Source organism: Roseobacter sp. N2S, assembly GCF_031454055.1.
GTDB lineage: Bacteria > Pseudomonadota > Alphaproteobacteria > Rhodobacterales > Rhodobacteraceae > Amylibacter.
Genome location: NZ_JAVDQB010000003.1, coordinates 379,874 through 406,321, shown reverse-complemented (window position 1 = coordinate 406,321; position 26,448 = coordinate 379,874). Strand labels below are relative to the sequence as shown.

General features: G+C 53.7%; 21 protein-coding genes and 1 tRNA gene. 7 read left to right on the top strand and 15 right to left on the bottom strand.

Annotated elements, in window-relative coordinates; translation table 11 throughout:
- Window positions 1–15 precede the first annotated feature (15 nt).
- From GGE09_RS11035 to GGE09_RS11010, 6 genes are all read right to left on the bottom strand, one after another.
- Window positions 16–1,566: an AAA family ATPase gene (locus tag GGE09_RS11035; protein WP_309746180.1), complete on the bottom strand. Its 1,551-nt coding sequence runs from the start codon at window positions 1,564–1,566 to the stop codon at window positions 16–18.
- Between the two features lie 52 nt (window positions 1,567–1,618).
- The gene (locus GGE09_RS11030) at window positions 1,619–2,266 is read right to left on the bottom strand and encodes an acyl-homoserine-lactone synthase (protein ID WP_309746179.1); all 648 of its coding nucleotides are present in this window, start codon (window positions 2,264–2,266) and stop codon (window positions 1,619–1,621) included.
- A gap of 179 nt (window positions 2,267–2,445) precedes the next feature.
- The gene (locus tag GGE09_RS11025; RefSeq protein WP_309746178.1) at window positions 2,446–3,159 is read right to left on the bottom strand and encodes an autoinducer binding domain-containing protein; all 714 of its coding nucleotides are present in this window, start codon (window positions 3,157–3,159) and stop codon (window positions 2,446–2,448) included.
- Between the two features lie 377 nt (window positions 3,160–3,536).
- On the bottom strand, window positions 3,537–4,820 hold the full coding sequence (gene ccrA / locus GGE09_RS11020) for a crotonyl-CoA carboxylase/reductase (RefSeq protein WP_309746177.1): 1,284 nt from the start codon (window positions 4,818–4,820) through the stop codon (window positions 3,537–3,539).
- A 275-nt stretch (window positions 4,821–5,095) separates the two neighbouring features.
- Window positions 5,096–6,013 carry a manganese-dependent inorganic pyrophosphatase gene (locus GGE09_RS11015; protein WP_309746176.1) on the bottom strand — a complete coding sequence of 306 codons (918 nt, stop codon included), beginning with the start codon at window positions 6,011–6,013 and terminating at the stop codon, window positions 5,096–5,098.
- A gap of 94 nt (window positions 6,014–6,107) precedes the next feature.
- Window positions 6,108–7,487, bottom strand: a complete 1,380-nt coding sequence (locus GGE09_RS11010) for a 1-acyl-sn-glycerol-3-phosphate acyltransferase (RefSeq protein ID WP_309746175.1) — start codon at window positions 7,485–7,487, stop codon at window positions 6,108–6,110.
- Between the two features lie 218 nt (window positions 7,488–7,705).
- On the opposite strand from GGE09_RS11010, the gene GGE09_RS11005 reads away from it, so the two are divergent.
- Window positions 7,706–9,670 carry a protein meaA gene (locus GGE09_RS11005; protein WP_309746174.1) on the top strand — a complete coding sequence of 655 codons (1,965 nt, stop codon included), beginning with the start codon at window positions 7,706–7,708 and terminating at the stop codon, window positions 9,668–9,670.
- 63 nt (window positions 9,671–9,733) lie between these two features.
- The gene (locus GGE09_RS11000) at window positions 9,734–10,720 is read left to right on the top strand and encodes an aldo/keto reductase (protein ID WP_309746173.1); all 987 of its coding nucleotides are present in this window, start codon (window positions 9,734–9,736) and stop codon (window positions 10,718–10,720) included.
- Window positions 10,721–10,785: 65 nt separating this feature from the next.
- On the opposite strand, the gene GGE09_RS10995 is transcribed toward GGE09_RS11000, so the two are convergent.
- Both GGE09_RS10995 and GGE09_RS10990 read right to left on the bottom strand, forming a co-directional pair.
- On the bottom strand, window positions 10,786–11,646 hold the full coding sequence (locus GGE09_RS10995; protein ID WP_309746172.1) for a DUF1989 domain-containing protein: 861 nt from the start codon (window positions 11,644–11,646) through the stop codon (window positions 10,786–10,788).
- A 58-nt stretch (window positions 11,647–11,704) separates the two neighbouring features.
- Entirely contained in the window at window positions 11,705–11,893 is a 189-nt protein-coding gene (locus tag GGE09_RS10990) for a DUF6324 family protein (protein ID WP_309746171.1), read from the bottom strand.
- 104 nt (window positions 11,894–11,997) lie between these two features.
- Here GGE09_RS10990 and GGE09_RS10985 point away from each other — a divergent pair.
- A tRNA-His gene (locus GGE09_RS10985) sits at window positions 11,998–12,074 on the top strand.
- A gap of 106 nt (window positions 12,075–12,180) precedes the next feature.
- Here GGE09_RS10985 and GGE09_RS10980 read toward each other — a convergent pair.
- Both GGE09_RS10980 and GGE09_RS10975 read right to left on the bottom strand, forming a co-directional pair.
- Window positions 12,181–13,830, bottom strand: coding sequence for a PAS domain-containing sensor histidine kinase (locus GGE09_RS10980; RefSeq protein ID WP_309746170.1), 1,650 nt, complete (start codon window positions 13,828–13,830; stop codon window positions 12,181–12,183).
- Between the two features lie 158 nt (window positions 13,831–13,988).
- Window positions 13,989–16,061: a PAS-domain containing protein gene (locus GGE09_RS10975; protein ID WP_309746169.1), complete on the bottom strand. Its 2,073-nt coding sequence runs from the start codon at window positions 16,059–16,061 to the stop codon at window positions 13,989–13,991.
- Between the two features lie 190 nt (window positions 16,062–16,251).
- Here GGE09_RS10975 and GGE09_RS10970 point away from each other — a divergent pair, with 190 nt between their 5' ends.
- Entirely contained in the window at window positions 16,252–16,647 is a 396-nt protein-coding gene (locus GGE09_RS10970; RefSeq protein ID WP_309746168.1) for a response regulator, read from the top strand.
- Window positions 16,648–16,772: 125 nt separating this feature from the next.
- Here GGE09_RS10970 and GGE09_RS10965 read toward each other — a convergent pair whose 3' ends face one another.
- The 4 genes from GGE09_RS10965 to GGE09_RS10950 form a co-directional block, all read right to left on the bottom strand.
- Entirely contained in the window at window positions 16,773–16,994 is a 222-nt protein-coding gene (locus GGE09_RS10965; RefSeq protein WP_309746167.1) for a hypothetical protein, read from the bottom strand.
- 564 nt (window positions 16,995–17,558) lie between these two features.
- Entirely contained in the window at window positions 17,559–18,593 is a 1,035-nt protein-coding gene (locus GGE09_RS10960) for a diguanylate cyclase domain-containing protein (protein ID WP_309746166.1), read from the bottom strand.
- A complete protein-coding gene (locus tag GGE09_RS10955) occupies window positions 18,590–19,183 on the bottom strand; it encodes a heme NO-binding domain-containing protein (protein ID WP_309746165.1) in 594 nt (197 codons plus the stop codon). Before GGE09_RS10955 ends, GGE09_RS10960 begins: the two co-directional genes overlap by 4 nt.
- Window positions 19,184–19,294: 111 nt before the next feature.
- On the bottom strand, window positions 19,295–20,839 hold the full coding sequence (locus GGE09_RS10950) for a trimethylamine methyltransferase family protein (protein ID WP_309746164.1): 1,545 nt from the start codon (window positions 20,837–20,839) through the stop codon (window positions 19,295–19,297).
- Window positions 20,840–21,005: 166 nt separating this feature from the next.
- Here GGE09_RS10950 and GGE09_RS10945 point away from each other — a divergent pair, with 166 nt between their 5' ends.
- Entirely contained in the window at window positions 21,006–21,992 is a 987-nt protein-coding gene (locus GGE09_RS10945) for a GlxA family transcriptional regulator (RefSeq protein WP_309746163.1), read from the top strand.
- 1 nt (window position 21,993) lies between these two features.
- Here the strand turns inward: GGE09_RS10945 and GGE09_RS10940 are convergent, their stop codons facing one another.
- Complete coding sequence (locus tag GGE09_RS10940; RefSeq protein WP_309746162.1) at window positions 21,994–22,707, bottom strand: HAD family hydrolase; 714 nt, start codon at window positions 22,705–22,707, stop codon at window positions 21,994–21,996.
- An 82-nt stretch (window positions 22,708–22,789) separates the two neighbouring features.
- Here GGE09_RS10940 and GGE09_RS10935 point away from each other — a divergent pair, with 82 nt between their 5' ends.
- Together GGE09_RS10935 and GGE09_RS10930 are read left to right on the top strand one after the other, a co-directional pair.
- Window positions 22,790–23,239 (top strand): MarR family transcriptional regulator, encoded by a 450-nt coding sequence (locus GGE09_RS10935; RefSeq protein WP_309746161.1) that lies wholly within the window; start codon window positions 22,790–22,792, stop codon window positions 23,237–23,239.
- Between the two features lie 4 nt (window positions 23,240–23,243).
- Window positions 23,244–26,441: a 2Fe-2S iron-sulfur cluster-binding protein gene (locus GGE09_RS10930; protein WP_309746160.1), complete on the top strand. Its 3,198-nt coding sequence runs from the start codon at window positions 23,244–23,246 to the stop codon at window positions 26,439–26,441.
- The last annotated feature ends 7 nt before the right edge of the window (window positions 26,442–26,448 follow it).

Genomic DNA, 26,448 nt, shown 5'->3' with positions numbered 1-26,448 from the left:
CCCCTAAATTCACGCCTATTCAGCCTCAGGCGCTGCCAGTTCCAAAACAGGCGCCGCCACCGTGCGCAGGTCATCAACTCCCAACGCCTCGGTTGGTTTGGCCAACATGTATCGCGTCACCCAGAACAAGCGATGCTCGGCGCGTGTGATCGCCACATAGGCCAATCGCTTCCACAGGGCGATCCCCGCCTCGGTGCGCCCCGCCCGACTGGCGGCATAAATATCAGGCGCAAACACCTGAACATCCGACCATTGCGAACCCTGCGCCTTATGGATCGTACAGGCTGCGCCATGCACAAAGGCCGCCCCCATCCGCGCCGCAGAGGGGATAAACGGCTCCTCCTGATCCGGCAATTCAATCTTGATAATCGTCGCGGCCGACACCTGCGGATCCTCTGCGCCAATCACATGTAAGCGGGAAAACCCCGGCTTGCGCCCTTCCCCCAAATACACCGCTTGTGCGCCTTTGATCAGCCCGCGGGCTTCTAGATCAATGCGTTTTTTGCGGTGTTTCATCGGCAATTCCAACCCGTCGCAAATCAACGGCTCGCCCGGTAATAACATTTCTGCTGGCGCACCAAAAGCGTTGCGAAAGGCGTGGATCAGGCGGATGCGGGTGGCATTGCGCCACACCAGAACCGGCGCGCGCGCCATTGCGCTGGCATCCACACGCGGGGTCACAATTACCCGCTCGTCTTTGCGTGCGGCTTCTTCGATCATCCGCTCGAAATCATGAAATTGCAGCGCGGGGTCCGCCAGCGCATGGGCCAGATCAAGGATCGGATTGTCCTGCGCCTGCCGATGTACGCGGCTCAGAAACAGCTTTCGCGGCTCTGGCAGCCCGTCAAACGCCATACTGCCTGACTGTCCCACTGGGGCCAGCTGTGCTGGATCGCCAAACAGGATCAAGGTTGAAAAAATCTCTTGCAAATCAGCCAGTTGTTTGTCGTCCAACATAGAGGATTCATCCACAAACCCCACATCCAGCGGGTCTTCGCGGCGCTTCCATCCGGTGATGAAATCAGAGCCGCGCAACCCCGCAACGGCCAAAGCGCCAGGGATAGATTTATTGGTTTGATAAAACACCATCGCCCGATCCAGCGCGATATCGGTTAATCCTTCGATTTCCGGCTTTTCGGCATTACCTGCCAGCCATTCGGCAATCTTTTCATATTCGGGATCATACATCGGCGTGTATAAAATCCGGTGAATCGTCGTGGCCGCCACGCCGCGATTGCGCAGTACACTGGCGGCTTTGTTGGTGGGGGCCAGAATAGCCAGTGTGCGGCGTTCCTTGCGGGCACGACCCTCGTAATCTCCGCTGATGGTATCCACACCCGCATCTGTCAACGCATCGGCAATTTTGGCCAGCAGCATGGTTTTGCCCGACCCCGCCTTGCCTAAAACCGCCAAAGTCTGCTGTTTTCCGGTGGTTTCAGGGATCAGCATCCCGTTTTCCAAATCCACACCCGAGGCTTTCAGCACATCGGACACAGCATCATAAGCGCTGGCTTGATCTTCGGAAAACTGCATGGCCTCGGGTCCGGTCTTGTTTCGCACCAACATAGCGCAACCCTGTGCCAATCTGAACGGCTTTCTGCCCCTGAAATTGCGAAACTTAAACCCTTTGCGGCGCTTGCCGTAACACGGATGCTGGCCCGAAGCAGTCTTCAAACCACCCCGTAGACTGGGCTGGCGTCACCTGTGCCGCCTGACACAGGGTTCGGCGAATGCCTTCTGAAAATTCCCACAGCCCCACAGAAACACGGCCTCGCCCCACGCCCTTGCTGCCCAAAACTTCTGGTGACCAGCCAAGACGGCGATAAATCCGCACCATGCGGGGATCGAACACGCCGACAGCGTGACGCAGCCCGAAGTTCAAGCCAATTTCACAGCCCGCCAGCATGATTGCCGCCGAAATCTGCCCCGCAGCTGAATCCACCCGCGGCGACAGGCAGAACCGTGTGCTTTCCCAGATCAGCGGACTGGTGATCGGCCCGCCCGTAATATCCCCAAAATGGTCATTTGTCATACAAGGCCCCGTGGTCGGCAGCGCCCGCATTGACCCGCCATGGCTGCCATCAGGCAGTTGCCAGATCGCATAAAGCGGATTTATGGTGTCATATTCATCCCGCTCGTGGCCTGCGGCATCAATTGCTACCTCCCAGCCAAGCCGATCATGGAACTGTACCTTGCGGTCTTTAAACATAGTTTCTTGCAACAAGGGAAAGGCGGCAATTTCGTCGGCGTAGATATAGGATAGCATGCAGGCGGCTCCGTGCGCTGGATCGCCTGATTGCTGGGGGTTTTAGGCGTCACAGCACAGGCAATCTCTGTTTCAAGATTAACTGCGCCGAGCCTTTGCGGGCCGTGGTTAACAAATTATGACCGCACCATGGGGTGAGGATTCATTAAGGATTATGAATTCATCGCAACATTCTGTTTTTAAATACTTATCAACCCCTGCGCCATTGCTTTTGCAACTGCGTGCGTGGTGTTGGAAGCGCCCAATTTAAACCGTGCCGATTCAATATAAACCCGCAACGTATGCTCTGAAATCTGCAGAAACTCTGCGGCATTGCCCCGATTCATCCCCGTCCCAAGTAAACGTAGCGCATCCGTTTCACGGGGTGACAAAGCCACGTAATTTGCCGGTTCGTTGAGATTTTCCAAGGCACGGATGCTGGCGTGGATGTAATGGCCGATCAGCAGAAGGTTGGGCATTTGTTGGGACAAAAATCGGGTCCAAACCTCATCCGAGCAGACATGACTGACGGAAAATAAGGCGAATTCTCCGTGGGGGCCGCGAATGGGAACCGAGACCCCTTGGTTCCCGACACCGCCGTCTAATGCCTCTTTAAAAAACCGCCGCGCAGGCTTTTTTTCCCAACTTAGAGATTTCCAATTATAGGGATGAAACCGTTGAAAAGCGCCCAGCACTACCGGATCAATCCGGTACAATTCCTCGTTTTCGTAATGAGCCGCCCAATCCTCTGCATAGGTCGCCAAAGCGTAGGGTTCGCCTAAACTGTTAACCGAATGATACACAACATGGTTAACCTGAAAAATATTGCGTAACTCACTGACCACCTCATTCAACGCGACCAGCGTCTTACATTGCTCTACGCGTTCCAGAAACGCTTCGATTTGACTTTGCATTGCCCTCCGTCGCCGCAATTATGCGGGCCTTTGCTGTTGTCTCTGCCACAGCAACATGGATGGTGTCGTCCAGATGTTCCGCCAGTTTATCGAGCTGGTTCTGGTTTGCAAAATTCCGAAGATCCTGAAGTACGTTAACAATCCATTCTTGTGACATAAGCACTCTCGTTTACAAAGGTTAACAGATTATTAATACAACTATACCACGAGTATCATGGCACGAAACACTCGCCTGAGTAAACTAGCCATAAATAGGGAGTTCCGAAAATGGACCCTATTGAATTTACAAGATTTTTGGATTTTTTTAGGCCCTTAGGCCTATGGGTTAGCGTGCAATTTCTGCGGAAATTGCACGCTAAAGTTTTTCATTTTTAACCTTAGAACTTGGCCTTACTCGCCTCTAGGGTATCCTCAAAGGTGCGCAGACCTGTTTGTGTCGCGCTGACCAACACAGCCATATTGCCCGGCTTATGCTCGTTTTTACGCATTTTCACGTGGGCGGCAGGGATTTGCTCCCATGGGAAAACCTCTGACATGCAGGGGTCAAGACGGCGTTCCATCATCAGTTTGTTGGCTGCGGCGGCTTGTTTCAGGTGGGCAAAGTGGCTGCCTTGAACACGTTTCTGGTGCATCCAGATATAACGCGCGTCCATGGTCAGGTTATACCCTGTGGTGCCTGCACAAATCACAACCATACCGCCTTTTTTACACACAAAGGTGGACACAGGGAACGTGGCTTGGCCGGGGTGTTCAAACACCATATCCACATTGTTGCCCTTACCGGTGATGTCCCAGATGGCTTTGCCGAATTTGCGGGTTTCTGCGAACCAAGCTTTATATTCGTCGGTGTTCACCTCGGGCAATTGACCCCAGCAGTTGAAATCCTTGCGGTTGATCACGCCTTTGGCACCCAAAGACATCACGAATTCCCGCTTGTCTTCTTCGGAAATCACCCCGATGGCATTGGCCCCTGCGGTGTTGATCAACTGGATCGCAAACGATCCCAGACCACCCGAAGCGCCCCAAACCAGCACGTTTTGACCCGGCTTCAGCGTATGGGGGCGATGGCCGAACAACATACGATAGGCCGTGGCCAGTGTCAGCGTGTAACACGCACTTTCTTCCCATGTCAGGTGCTGCGGGCGTGGCATCAATTGCTGTGCCTGCACGCGCGTGAACTGCCCGAATGACCCATCTGGCGTTTCATATCCCCAGATCCGCTGACTGTCCGAGAACATCGGATCGCCGCCGTTACATTCTTCGTCGTCACCGTCGTCTTGGTTACAGTGGATCACCACTTCATCGCCGACTTTCCAGCGTTTCACCTTATCCCCAACAGCCCAGATGATGCCCGAGGCATCGGACCCGGCGATATGGTAATCAGCCTTGTGTACATCAAACGGAGAAATCGGAATGCCCAAACCGGCCCAAACCCCGTTATAGTTCACACCCGCAGCCATCACGAAAACCAGAACCTCGTTGCTGTCGAGCGTCGGCGTATCCACCACTTCAACTTGAAACGACTTATCAGGTTCGCCGTGACGATCCCGGCGGATCGCCCATGCGTACATTTGTTTGGGCACGTGACCCATTGGAGGTATTTCCCCGACCTCATAAAGATCTTTCTCGGGGGCTTCATATCCGGCGTCGAGTGGGGCCATGATTTATTCTCCTGCGTTAGGCAATACGAGTAGCGAGTCAGCTAATCGCTACGTTCGCACTTTAAATGCCGCAACGCAGCAAAAATCGCAATAGCAATAATCATAAAAAATGCACCTCTGTGACGAAATTTAATTGCGTGATGGATTTTCGCCACCCCTCCCCTCTACGAAGCCCGCCGATTGATCTGAAAGCCTAAAACGTCAAATCCGCCATTTTTGCATAAAAAAAGGGAGGCAAACCGCCTCCCTTTCGATAATTTTCTGTCTTGGCGTTGTTACACGGCCAATTGCGGGATGATTTGCTTTTTACGGCTGACAACCCCGGGTAACACAACAGTGTCGCCGGAAACGGTGGCCCCGAAAGATTTTTCAGCAACGGTTTTCACCAAATCATTGGCCACCAGCAGGGTTGATTCTTCGTTCAAAATGTCCACCACGAACAAGAGAACCTGATCGACACCGTCTTCTGTGGCGACTGTTTTCATTGTGTCCATCAAGCTGGCTTTGCGATCCAGAACGATGGCTGGTGTTGTTGTTTCCAGAACCGACACGCGGAAGTTCTTGCCGCCCACTTCGTATTGTTTGGAATCCATCCGCAGCAGTTCCGCATCGGAAAACGCCGAAACATCGGATTTTGCAGCAAACATTTCAGCCGCATATTCGGCAATGTCCACGCCCAGTTCAGTGGCCAGCGCCTTGGCGCGCGCCACATCCACTTCTGTTGTGGTGGGCGAGCGGAATTCCAGCGTGTCGGAAATAATGCACGACAGCATCACACCTTTGATCGCATCAGGGGCTTTGGCAAGATCGTCGCCCATCAGGTCGGCCATAATGGTCGCAGTACAGGCCAGCGGGCGTACAGTAATATTGATCGGGCCTTTGGTTTTCAAACCACCTACCAGCATGTGGTGGTCGATGATTTCCACAACATTCGCATCATTGATCGAGGGCGGCAATTCCGCAGGGTTGTTGGTGTCAACGATTACAACGTCATCGCCTGCAGCCACATCGGCAATAATTTCTGGCTGATCAAAGCCCCAACGGGTCAAAACGAAAGCAGCCTCGGTGTTTGGCGTGCCCAACAATTTTGGCGCGGCCGCCTGACCTTTGACTTCGTTCAGATACCAAGACCACACAATAGCGGAGCCGGTTGCGTCTGTATCGGGGGCCAAATGGCCAAAAACTTGGATCATTTTCGTCTTTTCCATGCAATTTAAGGTGTTCGCGGCGCTTATAGCGGGGGGATTCGCACCTGTCACTAGCGTGCAGTGCAATGCTCGTCTGCGTTCAGCGCAAATGGGCGATGGCGTTGGCGTAATATTGGATCAACTGCAACTGATCGGGTTTAAAATGATACACCCCGTCCCTAAGAACCAATGCACGGCGCAGGATCAGCATGCGCAGACCGATTTCCACCGCATAATCCAGATTCTTGCGCGGAATGTGAATATGCGCCCCTTTGGCCAGCAACCTGTCCAGTTCTTCGCGCGCAAGGGTTTGCACCTGTTCTTTACCCAGCGGGGTTTCGCCATGATCCAACAACACGGTCGAGATCAGCGAAACCGGCAGCACCGGCACCACCTGCCCTACTTGCTGCATCAATTCGCGCCCCAGATTGGCGGTCATCCGTTCATGGGACATGGCGTCCTGACCAGATAGAAATCCTTTTAGGGAAATCGGCACCCCGAAACTGACGCTGGCATAGCCAAATTTATAGAACCGCCGCGTCATGCGCAGCCACAAATGACGCACCATAAAATGCAAAAACGTCCACAGCTTGAACCAAAGGCCGGTCTTTTCCCCGCGATGGGCCGCCAGCAACACACGGTCCTCTAGCACGCGGTCATAGTTCACGCCCACAGGCACAAACACCACGTCCCTGTCCTGTGCGGGATCAAAATCGGACACGATGTAATTCAGCAGCCCCAGCTTGGCGGGTTTCAGGGCGCCATCCCGTGACAGGCTGCCTTCGGGGAACACAGCCTGCGTGACCCCTGCCGCCGTAGCCATCTGCACATAGCGTGATAACACACGCCGGTACAGCGGGTTACGGGACTTACGTCGAATGAAATACGCCCCTGTCGAGCGGATCAACTGCTTTAACGGCCAAACCCGCGCCCATTCCCCCACCGCATAAGACAGGGCAGACCGCTGTGCGGCCAGAAAGGTTACGATCACATAATCCATGTTGGATCTGTGGTTCATCACAAATACCACCGTGGCATTGGGGTCCATATTTTGCAGCGCGGTTTCATCCACATAGCCCAGCCGAACACGGTAAAGCGCGCGGCTTAACCAGCGGGCAAAGCGGATGCCAAAGCCGAAATAGGCAAAAGCCGAAAACGAGGGGACGATCTCGCGGGCGTAGCGCATCGCCATGTCAGCGGCCACATGATAGGGAATGCCCTCGGCGTTGGAATGCTCCAACACCGCCTCCATCACCTGGGGATCATGGGCCAGTCGGTCCACCATCACCTGCCGCTCTGTCAGCTTGAAAGGCTGGATTTGCAATTGCAGTCGCGTGTTCAACTGCTCAATGGCTTTATTAAATCGCCGCCGTAAATACCACCGGACCGAGGGCATCAGGATTCGGTCCAAAAGGCCTGCCAGCGCCAACAGCCCTGCCACCCAAACCACCCAAACCTTTATTTCCAATGTCTCAAACATGGCGATCAGATGTAACCTGTTTCGCACGCCCCGCCAATTGATTAGTTGCGCTGTTTTTAAGCAGCGACAACAGGCTGAACCGGTTGTTTCCATGTGTCGGATTCACCCGGTTCAGTCCAAGTGCCTAAAATTTCCGCGCACGATTATTATACAAACGGTTGCATTCGGGTAATTTTATAACTTATGCTGCGGCGCAGCACAGATCGGAGTCGCAACCCATGACAAACACACCAGACCGCCCTTGGCTGTTCCGCACCTATGCGGGCCACTCCACCGCCAAAGACAGCAACGCCTTGTATCGCGGCAACCTTGCCAAAGGGCAAACCGGCCTGTCCGTGGCCTTTGATCTGCCCACACAGACAGGCTATGACAGCGATCATGAACTGGCCCGCGGCGAGGTCGGCAAAGTCGGCGTGCCCGTATCCCATCTTGGCGATATGCGGGCCTTGTTTGACGACATTCCGCTGGAAAAAATGAACACATCCATGACGATTAACGCCACAGCGCCTTGGCTGTTGGCACTTTACATCGCGGTGGCCGAAGAACAGGGCGCAGATGTGAAAAAGCTGCAAGGCACTGTTCAGAATGACATAATCAAAGAATACCTGTCGCGCGGCACCTATGTTTGCCCGCCAAAACCATCCCTGCGGATGATCACCGATGTGGCGGCCTATTGTTACACCAACGTGCCCAAATGGAATCCGATGAACGTCTGTTCCTATCACCTGCAAGAGGCTGGCGCGACACCGGAACAGGAACTGGCTTTTGCGCTGGCCACCGCCACTGCCGTGCTCGATGATGTGCGGGGCAAAGTCCCCGCCGAGGATTTCGCAACAGTGGTGGGACGCATTTCATTCTTTGTAAACGCAGGCATCCGCTTCGTCACTGAAATGTGCAAAATGCGCGCTTTTGTGGATCTGTGGGATGAAATCTGCGAACACCGCTACGGCGTGACAGATGCCAAAATGCGCCGTTTCCGCTACGGCGTGCAGGTCAATTCGCTAGGGCTGACCGAACAACAGCCCGAAAACAACGTCTATCGCATTCTGATCGAAATGCTGGCGGTTACCCTATCCAAAAACGCCCGAGCCCGCGCTGTGCAGCTGCCCGCCTGGAACGAGGCTTTGGGCCTGCCCCGCCCATGGGATCAGCAATGGTCCCTGCGCATGCAACAGATTCTGGCCTTTGAAACCGACCTTCTGGAATATGACGATCTGTTTGACGGCAACCCTGCCGTAGATCGCAAGGTCGAGGCCCTGAAACAAGGCGCGCGCGACGAGTTGGCCCAGATTGACGGTATGGGCGGCGCGGTTGCTGCCATTGAATACATGAAGGGCCGTTTGGTGGATTCCAATTCCGCCCGCCTTGGCCGGATTGAAACAGGCGACACCACCGTGATTGGTGTTAATAAGTTCACCACAGGGGCCGAAAGCCCGCTGACCGCAGGCGATGGCGCAATCATGGTGGTGGATAAAGCCGCCGAAGCAGACCAAATCCAACGCCTGAATGATTGGCGTGCGTCCCGTGACGAAGGGGCTGTTCAAGCCGCACTCTCTGACCTGCGCCAAGCCGCCAAAGACGGCACCAACGTTATGCCCGCATCCATCGCAGCCGCCAAAGCTGGCGCTACAACTGGCGAATGGGGCACCGCAATCCGCGCCGTGTTTGGCGAATACCGCGCGCCCACAGGAGTTGGCAAATCCGTGTCGAACCAGACCCAAGGGCTGGATCACATCCGCGAGGCTGTGGACGCAGTCTCCGACAAACTCGGCCGCCGGTTGAAATTTGTTGTGGGCAAACCGGGCCTTGATGGTCACTCGAACGGGGCCGAACAAATTGCCGTGCGCGCGCGCGATTGCGGCATGGACATCACCTATGAAGGCATCCGCCTCACCCCCGAACAGATCGTCACTGCCGCGTTGAACGAAAACGCCCATGTGATCGGCCTGTCGATCCTGTCCGGATCGCACGTGCCTTTGATCGAGGATGTCTTAAAACGGATGGAAGCCGCAGGTATGTCGGATATCCCCTTGATTGTAGGCGGTATTATCCCTGATGATGACGCCGCTCACCTGCGCGCAATTGGTGTTGCCAAAGTCTACACGCCGAAAGATTTTGAACTCAACACCATCATGATGGACATCGTCACCCTGTTAGACACCAAAGCGGTCGCAGCAGAATAACCTTGCGTCTGATCTAAATCCCCGTTCTTTTGCGCTAGTATTCCCTGCGCGAAAGGACACCCGATGAAAACACGCAACCTAGGTAAAAACGGTCCCAAGGTCAGCGCCATCGGGCTTGGCTGCATGTCCTTTGCAGGCGCCTTTGGCCCCACGGATGAAGCCACCAGCCACGCCTGCCTTGACGCCGCTTGGGAAGCGGGCATCACCTTTCTGGACACGGCTGAACTCTATGGCTTGGGGCTGTCGGAAACCATCATCGGCAACTACCGCACGCAACACCCCGACCGGTTTCACATCGCCACCAAAGGCGGCATTCGAATTGACGAAAACGGGCGCAGAATCGACAATGAGGCGAAATACCTGCGCTCCGCCCTCGAAGGCTCGCTGAAGCGGCTCAACACCGATCACGTGGCGCTGTATTACATTCACCGCCGCGAACAGGACCGCCCGATAGAGGATCTGATCGACACCCTGCAAACCTTTATCAAAGAGGGGAAAATCGGTGGCTACGGCCTGTCTGAAATTTCGCCCACAACATTGCGCCGCGCCCATGCCATTCATCCTTGTACGGCAGTGCAATCGGAATATTCCCTTTGGACCCGTTCACCGGAACTGGGTCTTGTGCAAGATTGTGAACGCCTTGGTGTGGCCTTTGTACCCTTCTCCCCCATCGCGCGAGGCATGTTCGCGGATCAGCCGATCAAACGACAAGACATTGCGCAAAAGGACTTTCGAAACGAAAATCCCCGCTTTGTAGAACCCAATTATTCAGACAACATTCGCCAGATCGCCAAATTCCAAACCTTTGCCCAATCACGAGGCTGGACCACCAGCGCCACCGCTCTGGCTTGGCTGTTGCACCGCGGCCCGCATATGATCCCGATTCCCGCCACTCGCACCGCTGCGCATCTGGCCGAATGGCAAAACGCCTGTGACATCACCTTAACCACCGCAGACATGCAAGAAATCGAACGCATCCTACCAGTAGGTTGGGCTTGGGGGGACAGATACTCTGCTGCACAATGGGTCGCACCGGAAAAATACGCATAACCCCGCTCCAGCGGCTCTTTTTGGGTCAAATATCTAAAAGCCGCAGGCCGCCTCTGCAAGAGGGCTCAAACCCCGTGGTTACGCGAATACCCGTTCACGGTTGCTGGCGACCACCCATCCAAACTGCCTTCTGCAGGTTTAAACACCTCAACTTTCAGCGGATAACAGGCCGCGGTATCGCTGGAATGCTGCGCTGAACAATCCCCGCCCGGACAGGCGGACAGCCCGCCGATCAAATCGGTTTCGGCGAAGAATTCGAAATAATCCTCCGGCCGCACCGGACTAGCCTTCATGAAGTATTGTTTTGTATCAGGCATGAACCCCGTGGCCATAAACACATTGCACACATCATGTACCAACAACTCGGCCTGCGTTACAGGCGTTCCGGTGAAATCCGCCAAAGCGCGGCTTAGGTTGGAATGACAACAATAATGATAATCCGTGCCACTCAACAGATGATTGGTATAAGGGTCACACCGCGTCCCGATCACATCATGGACAGAGCCGCCGAACGCATCCCAGCCGTACCAATCCAGCGTATCATAGGTCACAGTGGCCAGCGGACGCACTGTCGGGATAGTGGACCACAACTGATCCCCCGTAGATACATGGGTGCCGTGCAAAGCCCTTGTTTTTCCGGAAAAAAACCGCTCGTTCAGATCATGCTGACTCCACAGGTTCAAATCCCCGACCTGTGGACCTTCAATGCTGACAATCCGGCAGAAATGGCCTGCAGGCAGGACCCAGCAGCGGGCGTCACGGGGCGGAATGATCAGCTCATCCACCTTGGTTAACGCAGCCCGCGCAGCGCTATAGAGCGCCATGTCAGGCTTTGGCAGGGTCTCGATCGGATAGCAGACGGTCGGAGCGATGGCACGCCGTGTGGCGGCATCTGCGGGGGCGGGGTTTTGCGGCGGATATTTCATAGACCCGACATTGGACAGTCTGCGCGCCCCCTGTCAATCAGTGATCCGCCGCAAAGGACTATTTGGAAACAGCCGCGGCCTGTGCTGCAGCCGCTTTGATTTCTTCTGCGATTTCCAAGGCTTCCTCCGGATCAAAGTCCAGTGGGATTTCCACACCGTTGCCTTCGATGAACAGCCGAACCATCCCATCGGTGGTTGGCCCGATCTGCAAATTCGCCTCTAAATCCCGTTCGGTATTGATACCCATGTCACACTCCTCATGATTGATCTGGCGCTATCGTAAATTCCATGCATTTTCAAGCCAGATCAGTCTTGCATTCCATAGTTTAGATGTTTAAACGCAGCCCCAGTGCCGGCGTAGCTCAGTAGGTTAGAGCGCTTGATTGTGGATCAAGAGGCCCCCCGTTCGAGCCGGGGCGCTGGTACCATCCCCCCCTTTAAAACCAAAAGCACAGCGCAAGCCGCGCTATGCTTTTGTTTGTACGTCACCGAAGGTACGTTGGCGCTGGTAACGCGCCGCAAAGGAAATAGGTGCTAAGCCGCCAGTTTTTCAGGCTTTGGAAGGTACACATAAAAGGTCGTCCCCTTCCCCACTTCGCTTTTCAGCCCCAAGGTGCCGCCGTGATGCTGCACAATCTTCTTGGTGATCGCCAACCCAAGCCCCGTGCCTGCCCGCTTCTTACCATCCGCAGGTTTCGCCTGAGAGAAGCTTTCAAACAAGCGGCTTTGATCTTCGGGATTGATTCCCGGCCCGCGATCTGCCACCGAAATGCACCAATTTTTAACATTGTCCTGCAACCCGATTTCCACAACACCGCCTTTGGGCGAGAATTTCACCGCATTGGACATCAGGTTCGACATGACTTGAATCATCCGATCCCGATCACAGACTGCATGGGCCTCATCCTCGCTGGCGACATATTCAAAGCTGACGTCATGCTGATCGCCATAGCCTTTGTTTACATCCAGTGATTCTTCCAACAATGCCCGCAGGTTATGGTTCTGGCGGTCATATTCCATCTTGCCGGAATGGATTTTCTCCATATCCAGAATGTCATTCACAATGAACATCAGCCGGTCACAGTTGCGCAGCGCAATTGCCACCATGGATTCAGAACTTTCATTCAGCGCTCCTGCCGTCTGCGCCTGCAACAATTGCAAAGAACCTTTGATCGACGTTATTGGCGTGCGCAATTCGTGGCTGACCACAGAAACTGACGACATTTTCGCCTTATCAAGCTCCATACGGTCGTTAATATCGCGCAAAATCGACACAAATACAGTGGTGCCATCAAGCTGCTCCAGCAAGCTTGTATGGACCTCTACATAGCCTTTGGCCTGTTTGACCGAGATCACAACAGAGCTTTTGGACCCGTCGAACAAGGGCCGCACATGGGCGCGGAAGGCCATTTCGTGGAAATTTTCATCTGTATCCACAATCCGTTTGGTGGCGCTTTCTTCTGCCGTCCATTCGCACCGTTGCAAGGCCCGTTCGTTCATATAGACCACATCAAGAGTGACCGAATCGAAAATATAGATCTCATCGTGCAGCTTGCTGAGAATCGCATTGGTCCGCTTGGTCTGTTCTGCCTTGCGCAGGTCTGTGATGTCATGGCGAATTGAAACATTGCTGATATGGTTTCCGCGATCGTCAAATTGCGGCACAATCGTCGCGCGGAAATAGCGGATTTCGCCTGATTTCGTGCGCGCAGGATGACGCCCTTCCCAGATCTTCCCTTGCGAGGTGAACTCCAAAATCTCGCTGTAAACAGAGTCATCCCCCAAATCGGAATAGATCAGATCCATCTTCTTTCCGACGGCTTCATATTTGGAATATCCGAATACTTTCAAGAACTTATCGTTAACAGATACGATGGTCGAATCCGCGCCCGTTACCGTAACAATATTATGCAAGTCCATCGCCGATTGCACGAATGAGATTTCGCGATCCCGATCCATGATCTCTTTGCGCTGTGCGTTGATGTGCCATTGATAGGCCACCACCAGCCCGAACAGCAGCACCAGCACCACAATCACCAACCCCGACGCCATATCATTCAGCGAGACCATTTTTGTCAGCAGGCCCACCCGATACAACAAAAATGAAATACCACAGACAAGGATAGCCACGGCAACCACAAGATTACCGGCTTTTGCCTTTTTGTTATACTCAGAGACGCCCATCTGACTTCCCTACCCCTTCCAAAACGCTGGTTTGCCCCACTCCTCAGGACGCCAGCGCTGCCTCGTTTCACAATATCTATCGATATTGTCATAAATTAGGTAATTACTTGGAATTCAATAATCGTTACGCACCGTCACAGCCCCCTCCGGGCTAACAATTACTCCGCCGCCGCTACAGTCTTAGCCACAGCTTTTCGGGCGTCATGAAGGATAGGCAAGGTAAAGGTCACCAATTTCCCAAGCCCCCGATCAAAATCAACCGACACCTCACCGTCGCTTTTTTCCACATCTGACACCCCAGCCAAAAGCCCGTCCGACTTGATGAAATCAACCAGATCAGACTGGAAACTATCTGCGTCGTCCTGCGGCCCGTCAATTTCGCCGTGAAAGCCAGATCCGGTGTCACGCACCATGATTTTCACAAAGTCACCACTTGGCTTAACCGAGATTTTGATCGACCCGACCTCTGTGGTCTGAATGGCATTTTCGATCATCCGGCTAAGCACCCGTTCCACATGCAACGGGTCGGCCTGAAGTGTGGTTTCCTCGATAATAACCGAAAACTCTAAACCTTTTTGCGAGGCTTCGGTGCGAAACCGTTCCGCAATAGGCCCGATAACCTGACCCGCGCGAATGGTTTTATCCTGAACCACGGGCGCTTCCGCCTTGGGCGAGGTAAACTCAAGCACCTTTTCAATCAGCGTTTGCAGTTGCAATCCAGCCGTTTTGATCCGCCCTGCATGCCCCTTCACTTCACTGGTCACCGCGTTCACATGATCCAGATTGGTTTGGAAAGTCTCAGCGTCGCCTGCTTGTTTTTTCAGCGCAGCGACAGATTTCAAATGTTCGGGATTTTCCAAAAATGCGGTATATCCCAGCAAGATGCTCAAGGGCGTTTTCAACTCATGGCTGACCGCATCCATAAAGCGCATCTTGGCCTTCTCAGAGGATTCAGCGATCTCTTTTGCCTTGATGATTTCGGAAATATCCACGGCAAATGAAATCACACCGCCATCTGGCAGCTTTTTATTGGAAACTTTCAACCAGCGTTGATCGGGAAGCTTCAGATGCTGCACCGACGCCAGTTGATTATGGGTTTCAAGCCGTTGTTTTATCCAGTTTTCATCCTGTTTTTCACCTGTGTGATATCTGCCTTCACTTATACCGTCACGCAGGATTTCTTCGAATGACGGCCGCTGTTTCACCCGTGCTTGTGACAGTTTATTGTCCTGCATAAAGCGTGTGTTGCACAGGGCCAGCCTGTCTTCGGCGTCATAAAGCGCAAAACCCTGATCACAGGCTTCCAACGCTGTGCGCAGGCGTACCTCTGCAACTTCCTTACTGCTGCGGATACGGTTAAGAATCGTAAACAACGCCAGAACAGAGCTCAATACCAGCGCAAAAGCCAACAAATTGCGCAGGAAATATTCAGAGACTACAGGCCACCCATTGACGGGCTGCAAGGCCAACTGCCATTTTCCTGATGGCACATTAATGTCCATTATTACCGGATCACCCTGAAACAGGTCCTGATCCCCCGAGATTGGCACAAAGGCTGTTTTGCCCCCTGAATCCGCAGATACCTTGCGAATTGCCACGGACTGAATGGTTTCATCCGCTTCCGACCGCAGGCTCGCCAAAAACTTGCTTTTATCCAGAACAACCGAAACGATACCCAATTCTGGTTCGGTATTTCCCTGACCTTCAGGGCTGTGAATCACATTGCGCAGAATAAATCCTTCGCCGCCTTGAACCAGATTCAAAGGCCCAGCCAGAACAGGTTTTCCCAAATCCATCGTCTGCTTTGCCGCAGCGTATTGCGCTTTATTCTCGCGGTAATTCAGACCGATAACAGAGGCATTTCCCTGCACCGGATGGACAAATTTCACAATCAAATCAGGTGCAGCGGCCACATTAAGAACACTTGAATTATTCTCAATCATCTTGGCCGCAATTTTGGAATAACGGGCCTGATCAATCGTGTCCGGCTCCAACTCAATCGCTACGCTTAGCGCACGCGACAACAACAGGGCAGCATTCAGCTGCTGCTCAATCTTAGCCCGTTTCAAATCCCCGACTTCGCTTAATTCACCGCGAAGATCGGAAACTTCGGTTTGAAGGTTATAAACTTCGATCGTATAGGTAACGCAACCGAAGCCAACCAAGAGTATTGCTGCCTGCAACAGACCTGTTTTTGTCACTGCAAACACGTTTTTTTTCATACCCATCATGAAAATACGCGCCTCATTTTTTTGGGATGATTATGTACTTTACAAGTCGATACACGCTATGGTTATTTTTCACGCAACTCTTAATACACTAGATTGTTGTTAAATTGGTTGCATTTTTGATACAAACACAACTTACACTTGAATCTTCGTGGGATAAGCGTATTCACGAAATATAAGAATAGGTGGCGCTATGACTGATTTAAAACGCGTTCTCCACGTGGAAGACGACGAAGATATTCAAGAAATCACCCGTTTGGCCCTAGAAGTGGTCGGCGGCATGGAATTGGCACAGTTTTTCGATGGGCCCAAGGCGCTGGAAAGCATCGAGGGGTTTAAACCTGATCTTATTCTTCTGGACCAAATGATGCCGATCATGACGGGGGAAGAAGTTTTGCAACATCTGCGCCAGATGCCTGCCTTCCAAAAGACCCCCGCTGTTTTTATGACGGCACAATCGGCGGCTGCCTCTGAGATATTGTTGCAAAACACCGATGCTTTGGAAATTATTCCCAAACCGTTCAATCCGATGACTTTGGCAGCGCAGCTTACCAAAATATGGGAGTCCCGGTGCAGCGGCGCTGAATAGCCCGACTCCCCGCGAAAAACGTAAAAAAGCAAAACCCCGCCTTTTCAACGCGTGTGAGAACGTTGCAAAGGCGGGGCAATAACTTGATCGTCAGCGCAGCTTTCGAAGCGCCCGTGCGTTTTGAATTAGGAGTTCAATCCTGCCAGGGCTTGTTTGATTGCGCTTTGCAATTCTGGATCCGCTGTCATCCCGTCATCACGGCCATCGAAATGGCGTGTGGCTGGGGTCGGTGCTCCAAAACCGGATTCTGTTTTCTGTAGCTCATGCCAAGCCCGCGGACGCAGGTTATCGGCCAGCACAAAACGACGATTTGATACGATGGCTTCTGGTTTTATGGCGTTACCCATTTTACTCTCACACTCTTTTAATCTGGCGGTTCAGAACGAACAGGGGAACCGCGGATTGGTTACAACCGTCAACATGACGATGCCCTATATTTACCAAATTAACCGAGTCCAAGGAACATGATTTTTGCACATTTGGCGGGCGTAGCATCAAAACAGGCTGATTTTCACAAAATTCGATGATGTTTTGGAGGGCTTTGAGGGCGAAAATAGCAATGCTTCTCAAGAAAAATTACTTGAAATCATTTCACCCTTAAGTGAATTTAACTAATGCTGATAGGTACCGAATAGCGTATAGGATATTGATTTTTAATAAATATTAAAAAAATTTGTCGTGCCTTCGAAAACCCCATTCCTTTGGATAGATGAGAAATCTACCGCGATCCTTTGGGATAGGTTCCTGCCCAGTTATTGGATTATCCCACTTCTGGAAACACTCTGTTCAATTGGTTCAAACTGCCCCATTTGGGCCCGATTACGGGTCAAAAACATCAAGGTTCCCCAAAGGCAACTGGCGATTTCGGGCTGATTCTGGGATAAATATGGCCCAAATGTGGCGCAACCCGATTACAGGTTCTGGTCCAGATGAAACACACCGCGCCCCTTGGCTTTTGATGCATAAAGCGCGCGATCTGCGTCTGAAAGGATGGCATCTGGTGTCCGCTCCTCCCCTCTTTGAACAATGGTCGCGCCAATACTGGCACCGATCTGGCATTCCACCCCTTCAAACGGGATGGGGATACGCACTTGTTCAATTATTCGGTTTGCAACGGCTTGTAAGGCGGATTCATTGCCAAACTCTGACATGATTATCACAAACTCATCGCCACCAATCCGCGCCACAAGGTCGGTTGCCCGCATTTGCTGTTGCAAGGTTCGGGCAGTTTCTTGCAAGACAAAATCCCCTGCCGCATGGCCGTGGGTGTCATTCACCGCTTTAAAGAAATCCAGATCAATCTGCATCAGTGCAAATCCGTTGCCTTTGGTGCGGCGCAGCAATCGCGTCATATGGTTTTCAAGTGCCCGCCGGTTCGCCAATCCGGTCAATGCATCGGTAAAAGCCTGCTCTTCGGCGTGTACCCTTGCGCCTTGTAATTTATGGCTTTGGTTTTTGTGTTGCTGATATACAAACGACTGCACCTCTATCATGTAGATCATTTCAACGGTCGGGTCAGCAGGAGAGAAATCCTTGTTTTTAAGGTTACATTTACTGACAACATCCATCACCCCCGCGCCGAGCGAGATGTCTATCAGCACATGTCCCTGCCCCAGTCCTGCGGCCACGCCTTTCAGGTTGTGCCCGGGCAATGCTGTCAGGTTGATCGACAGCTTTTCCTTTTGATGAGCCAGAATATCGGCAACACCAGCCAGACCTGCCGGGCGCTTTATTGTCAGCAGATCGAACAGCGAAGCCCCCACAACTTTTTCATCCGGCATCAGTTTGTGAAAGCTGGGGCCAGCGTGTAAGATGTGGCCTGTGCGGTGGGCCACAATGTGAAATGGCATCATCGTGTCCAGCAGCTCCGAATGCTTCGCGATCACATTTTCAGCACCCCCTTTGGCATCGTCGGATTTTTGTTCGGGAAAGGTAACAATATTCATGCTGGCATCCCCGCTGAGTTGTTGACCGCATCCGGCCAGCCCAATTGCAGGACGGAAATTTCAAATCTGTCCACGTCCTTGCCGTTTTCTGCAACTGGAATATGGTCGATCAGGATCAGCGCCCCATAGTCGTCGGCCATTCCCCGTAACAACCCCAGAAACACCGCGCCAAAGCCCAGCTTGTCGAATTCATAGTGCAGGATAAACTGCCCCTCCGACTGTGTTTCCAGTTCAAAAAGGGGAACATCCAGATCCGGCAACGCGATTTTGGCGCGGTCGTGCACGTCTTCTAGGGATTGCAGGAATTCCACATAGGTTTCCCCGCCAAACCGCAGCAGTTTTCGAACTGATTGCAGATGGTTTTCCGAGACCACAAAAGTACCGAAATCTTCCAGTAAATCGGCCCGTTCGCGCCCCAAAAGTTGTGTTAGCGCGTTGATCAGCCGATCCGTCAGCACGTCATCATAGGATAACATTGTCTCAAAATTGAAATTGGCCAGTTCGGCCAAAGCACAGGCATCTTCCCAAGTTTCTGCGCCAAAAATTTCGCAGACATAGCCCTGCAATCCGCGATTTATCGTTCCATGCATCCGTGCACCTATTCAAAGACTGTGTCCCTGAATTAAGTGCAGAATATTAACAAAGCGCTAGGACGGGCGGCGGCGGGCCAATATTTATCCTTAAAATCCGCCTTACCCCGCTTAGAAATCCGTCGGCGCGCCCCCTTCGGCTTTGCGTTTGGTTACAAATTCCGCCAGTTCCTCGCGGTGCCCCTCATCCATCGGTGGCGGGGTAAATTCGTTGAGGATGTCTTTATAGGTCTTATGGGCCCGCTCGACCGTCCATTTTGCGCCGTCCAATTCCCATGCTTCATAATTGCGCCAATCGCTGACAATCGGGCTGTAGAATGCGGTTTCATAGCGGTCTTGGGTGTGTTGCACCCCGAAATAATGCCCCTGCGGGCCGACCTCGGCAATGGCATCTAGGGCGATCTCTTCGGGGCCGGTTTTGGTGATCACAGGCTCCATGTAACGTTGGATCATTTGCAGGACTTCGCAGTCCATGATGAATTTTTCGGGGCTGGCGATCAATCCACCCTCTAGCCAACCCGCTGAATGGTATACGAAATTCGAACCGGACTGCACCGCAGCCCATAGGCTGTTAGAGGTTTCCCACATAGCCTGCCCATCCGGCACATTGGCAGTACACACACCGCTAGACCGGATCGGCAACCCATAGTACCGCCCCATCTGCCCTGTCATTTGCGTGGCCCGCATATATTCAGGGGTGCCAAATGCCGGCGCACCGGATTTCATATCTACGTTCGACGTAAACGTGCCAATGGCCACGGGGCAGCCCGGATTGATGATCTGCAACAGCACAATCGCGGCCAAACCTTCGGCAATGCTCAGCGCGACAGCGCCTGACATGGTAACGGGGGCCATGGCCCCTGCCAGCGTAAACGGCGTCACCACCACAGGCTGGCTGCGACGGGCCATGCGCATGGCACCGTCCAGCATGGGATAGTCATGCACCAAAGGCGAAACCGAGTTGATATTGGTGTACATACGGGGTGCGGCGTCGAATTCATCATGGCTTAACCCGCCTGCGATGCGGACCATTTCCATCACGTCCTCGACCCGCTCTTTGCCCAGCGAATAGGCGTGCACCACTTTATCCGTCAGCAGCAGCTTTTCCTGCACACAATCCAGATGCCGCACCGAGGCGTGGATATCCACCGGCTCCACCGGGTAGCCACCCGCAACGTGGATGCAGTTGAAATACCCCGTCAGCTTCATCAGATTGCGGAAACTTTCAAAATCGCCGGTTTTCTTGCCGGTTTCCAAATCCCAGTAATTTGGCGGTGAAGACACATTCACAAACACCAGATTATTGCCGCCCACCGTGACTTGCCGGTCGGGATTGCGCGGGGTTATGGTGAATTCGGACGGGGCTTTACCGACCATTTCCATCACCAGTTCTTCATCCATAAAGACGGTTTCGCCCACCACATTACAGCCAGCGGCCTTTAGGATCTGCAAAGCTTCGGGGTTCAGCATTTTGATACCGATCACCGATAGAATATGCATGGCCCCTTTGTGAATCGCCTGCACACCTTCGCCGTCCAGCGGTTCTGTCGGCCGGTCAATATTCTTGATATTGCGCCAAGGCATCTGCTCGATCGCATGGGTTGAAGAGCGGCGCGTATTGCCGGCGCGGCCTCCGCTTCTGATCCGTGCTGCCATGTGGGTCTCCCGTGCTGATAGGCTGTCACTTTTGCGCCAGCCCGATCACTGTGGCAGCGCTTTGTCGTTTTTAGTGTTGAGATTGCGACATTTGATGTCGATTTCAGCAAGGCAATCACCGAAAAGCGTTCTTAAATGGCCCAAGCCAATTAAGTGGACAGACCGAATGCCCAATCAGCGCCCCACCGCCAAACAGTCCGAACAGATTCGCACCGGAGTCCTGCTGATAGACCAGTTTTCATCGCTCTGTGTTACCGCGATGACAGGGCCGTTTCGATCCGCGAACCGTGAACTCGGCGCCGAGGTTTATACTTGGGATTTTGTATCAGTAGACGATAAACCTGTGATGGCGTCAGACGGGTTGTCGGTGCTGCCAACCCTGTCCAGCAAAGAGGCGCAAAAGTTCGATTATTTCTTTGTTTGCGCAGGGATGCAGTCCAATCCGCCCAATCGTGCGGCGCTAAATTCGACCATGCAACGGTTTGCCCGCCAGTCCAAAGTCTTTGGCGCTTTGTGTATTGGCAGCTTTATGCTGGCCCGTGCGGGGTTCCTTGAGGGCTATGACTTCACCCTGCACTGGGAAAACCAACCCGCCTTTTCCGAGGAATTCCCCGAGTTGGAGATTTCCCCGAACCTATACGTGATGGACCGCGACCGCTGGACTGGATCAGGCGGGCTGTCTTCGATGGATATTGCACTGCATATTATTGCCGAACACAACGGCATCGGCATCGCTAATGCGGTGGGCAACCAATATCAGATCGACCGGATCCGCGGGGCCTCGGTCGGGCAGCGGCCCTATTCGCTGAACCAGTATGAAACCCTGCCCAAACCCATGCAGCAGGCCATCACCGCAATGATTGCCAATATGGAACTGACCTTGCCGATCCCCAAAGTGGCCAGTGCGGCGGGCAAAACCGTGCGGTCACTGGAACGGATGTTTGCGCGTCACCTTGATACCTCGCCTGCACGGTATTATCGCAAATTGCGGCTGGAAAAGGTGCGCCAGTTGTTGTGGCACACCAATCTGTCAATTTTGGAAATCGCACTGATGACGGGTTTTCCCAGCCCCTCGCACCTGTCGCGGCTGTATCAAACCGAATTCGGCTTGAAGCCGTCCGAGGATCGCAAAGGCCGTTCGGCCCTGACCTAAATCACACCAATACGGCAGGAATTCCTGAAATATCATCCAGAATGACATCCGCCAGATGGGCGATATCATCAGCCGCCGCAGGCCCCGTCAGAACGCCGATATTCAATGCTACTTTCGCTGCGCGTCCCGCCCCCAAATCATGGGTGCTATCCCCAACCATGGCGATTTCTGTCATGGCTAATCCTTGGGCCTCGCCAAAAGCCAACAAAGGCCCCGCAGCAGGTTTTACCCCATGGCCGCTGTCAAACCCTGCAATGAAATCAAACAGGTCTGCGATGTCTTCCTGTTTAAGTTGCAGATAAGCGCCTGCTTCGTAATCATTGGTCACCAAGCCCAGCTTTAACCCCTGCGCCCGCAACCCGGTGAACAAGGCCTTTAAATCGCATACTGGCACAGACGGCAGGCTGCCCAGATGTTTCACCGCCACAGCATCCACATCCGCATCGCTGAAATCCGGCAGCAAAGCCGCCCAAACCCCGTTGATTTCCCCGGCCGAGGCATTGACGATCAGGCTGCCCGGCAAAAACGTGTTATTGTCCAGATCAAAGCCCACGGCCTCTGCCAGCTCGGCCTTTTTTGATGGATTACCACGGGACAAATCCTCAAGCACCAGATCACACCAGATCATCCAAGTCGCCCCGTAGTGAAACAACGTGCCGTCCTTGTCGAAAACCAACCCTTTGATCGCCATATTCCATCCTCTGCGTTTTGCCACCCCTACTGACTCTTTTAACCGGCTTCCAGCCACGAATTGTTTCAGATTGACAGGCGGTGCATTTTGATTAACATTGTTAATCATGTCGAACCCTTTCAACCTTCACGACGGTCTCGGTTATCGCCTGACCATCGCCGCGCGCACCAACAATGCTGTATTTGATGCCAAATTGTCTGATCTGGGTCTGACACGGCAGATGTGGTGTGTGCTGGTCGCTGTAGGTGAACAGGGCATAGACACCCCATCAGCCATTGCCGATTACATTGGCATCATCCGCCCTGCGGCATCCAGAACACTGAAACAAATGGAAAAATCAGGCTTGTTGGCCCGCGCATCCGGCCAAGGGGACAAACGCACCACCCAAGTGGCCTTAACCCAGGACGGAAAACGCCGCCTTGCGCGGTCATTGCCGTTGGCGGCCCAAAACCGCGCCGATCTGAACGCCGTTCTAACCACCACAGAACAGGCCACCCTTGTCGCCCTGCTCGAAAAACTCACCAAATCCGCCGCAACCACCGCTTCAGGGGTTTAAACCAATGACCAAGCTTTTCTCATATAAAAACCGCCCCGTGCATCTTGGATCTTTTCCGCTGGAACGGTTGCGCCGCACCAATACACAGCCCGATCTGTCAACTCTGCCCCCCGCACCACAAACCCTGTTTTGCGCGGATGACCCCACATCTGTGATCAACGCAATGGGCGAATATCAGGCTATGATGGACGCGATCCGCGACGGTCTGGTGAAAAAGGAAATCGCCACTATTCCAAGTGATCCACAAGAGCGGGCGGACCACCTGAAGGCCTTTGGCTATTACTGCGATGCGTCTATGGTGGGCACCAGCTGGATCACTGCGCCCATGTGGCTGGAAACCCCTTACGCCAATCCTGATGTAGAGCGTCTGGCCGAAACCCTGCGCACAAAACAGGTAAAAACGCTGGCCTCTGGCATCGACGTGATCCTTGCAGGCCTGCGCGAATCCATGAAGGCCCCGCCCACCACCTGCACCCATCACACCCATGCCATTGCCTTTCTGTTTGAATACCCCCGCGATCCGAAATCTACCGAACCGGGCAGCGACTGGATCAAAGATGCCCAGACCCACCGAGCGGGATTGCGGGCCGCCGAAACAGCATCCGTTCTGGCATCCTATATTCGCACGCTTGGCTATGACGCCCGCGCCCATTCGGTATCTGCCTCGGACATAGACCTGCCCCGCGTGGCCGTGGCTGCCGGGCTTGCCAGCATCAAAAATGGTGCGGCGGCGAACCCGATCCTTGGCACCCGCTACGGGCTGGCGGTGGTCACGACCACGCTTGAAATTGCACCCGACCAACCGCTGGCCGACGCGCAACCGCCGCTTTATTCCTATAAGTTCGGCACAGGACAACATGCCAAATCCGAGCGCACCCGCGACCCCTATGCCAAACGCAACTTTGCCGACGGCCCCCACCCCTATGAAAAGCTGAAACGGGTGGACGACCCCACCACCTATATTGACGCGCCCAACGTGGCCCGCGTGCCAAAACGCGCCGATATGTTTGCCCGCTCGCTGTTTGGCGACCTTGGCCCGAGCCAGCAAGAGGCAGCAAAAAACGGCAATTACGTGCGCAAATCCGCATCCGCCTTTGCCTTTCGCCCCGCCCTTGGCGCTTTTGTCTTGTTGCAGGACGGGGGCAAGGCCGATGAAATCCACCCGAGCGTGTCTGACCCAGACAGAAATGCAGCCAACCTGAAGGCCACAGCGTATTTTCTGGGCTGCGATGCCGTCGGCCTGTCGGCCTGCCCCGACTGGTGCTATTATTCCCATGATGCCACGGGTGCAGAGCTGACACCCTATCATTCCAACGCCATTTCCATCGTCATCGACCAAGGTCATGAAACCATGGAGGGCGCTTCGGGGGATGACTGGATCGCCTGCGCCCAGTCCATGCGCGCCTACCTGCGGTTTTCCCTGCTCGGCGGCGTGCTGGGCCAGCAAATCCGCAACCTTGGCTACACCGCCAACGTCCATACCGTCATGGGGTCCGAGGTCGTACAACCCCCGCTGATGCTGCTGTCTGGCTTGGGCGAGGTTTCCCGCATCGGCGAGGTGATCCTGAACCCCTTCCTTGGCCCGCGCCTGAAATCAGGCACCGTGACCACCAACATGCCGATGACCCACGACAAACCTATCGACTTTGGCCTGCAAAACTTTTGCGAAAGCTGCAACAAATGCGCGCGCGAATGCCCCTCGGGCGCGATCACCGCTGGGCCGAAGCTGATGTTCAACGGCTATGAAATCTGGAAATCCGACAGCCAGAAATGCACCACTTACCGGATCACCACCGCAGGGGGCGCCATGTGCGGGCGCTGCATGAAAACCTGCCCGTGGAATTTGGAAGGCCTGTTTGCCGAAGCCCCCTTCCGCTGGGCCGCCATGAAGCTGCCAAAAGCCGCCAAAGCACTGGCAAAGCTGGATGATCTGGCGGGGAACGGGCGGATCAACACCACCAAACGCTGGTGGTGGGATTTGGAAATGACCGATGAAGGCCCCTATACCACACCCGTTAAGGAAACCAATCTGCGCGGTCTGTCTACCGATCTGGATCTGAAATATAGCGACCAAACCCTCGCCGTTTATCCGGCCAATCTGTTACCACCACCCTATCCGTGGCCTTTCCCGATGGATCGTGAAGCCGCGATCAAAGCCTATCAGGATATGATCCCCGCCGCCGAACACAAACGCCGCCGCGCCGCAGGGATCGCGCCCGAACATCGCTATATAAACCACAACCCCGATGACGCCCCTGTCATGCGGGTGAAGCTGTCCAAAGTCGAACAACTGACTGACAGCGTCACCCTTTATGAATTCTCAAACCCTGATGGCAGCCCAATGCCCGAAACCACTGCGGGTGCGCATATTGATGTGGTGGTCGCCCCTGAATTCTTCCGCCAATATTCCATGTCCCATGACCCTGCGGACCGCTCAAAATACCAGATCGCAGTATTGCGCGAGGATAAGGGTCGCGGTGGTTCGAAACTGATGTCACGGATATTCGACGCAGGCCGAATGGTTTTTATTTCAAAACCCATCAACCACTTCCCTTTGGACGAGGACGCCACAATAACCTACCTGATGGGGGGCGGCATCGGCATCACCCCGATGATCGCTATGGCCCATAGACTACATAGTTTGGGTAAAAACTTCGAGGTTCATTATTCTTGCTCGCGCGAAAAAAATGCAGCATTCGCACAAATTTTGGCCGATCAACCGTGGTCTGACAAAGTTTCCTATCACTATTCCGACAAAGGTAGCCGCGCAGACTTGGCCAAAACCCTTGCCTATTCCCAAGGCGCCCATGTCTATACCTGCGGGCCTGACAGCTATATGCAGGCCGTCATCGACGCGGCCATACAAAACGGCTTCCCCGAAGAAAACCGCCATCTGGAATATTTCTCGGTTCCCGAACAGCCCGAATACGAAAACCACGCCTTCACCCTGAAACTTGCCAAATCGGGACGCAGCTTTGACATCCCTGCCGATAAAACCGCCACTGATGTGCTGCAAGAAGCAGGGGTTAAAATCGACGTGAAATGTTCGGATGGCATCTGTGGCGTATGCAAATGCAATATTGTGTCAGGCACAGTCGAACATCGTGATTTCGTCCTGTCCAACAAACAGCGTGAATCCGCCCTGATCCTGTGCCAGTCCCGCGCCGCCCAAGCGGGCGGAACCTTGGAAATCGACCTCTAAAATTCTT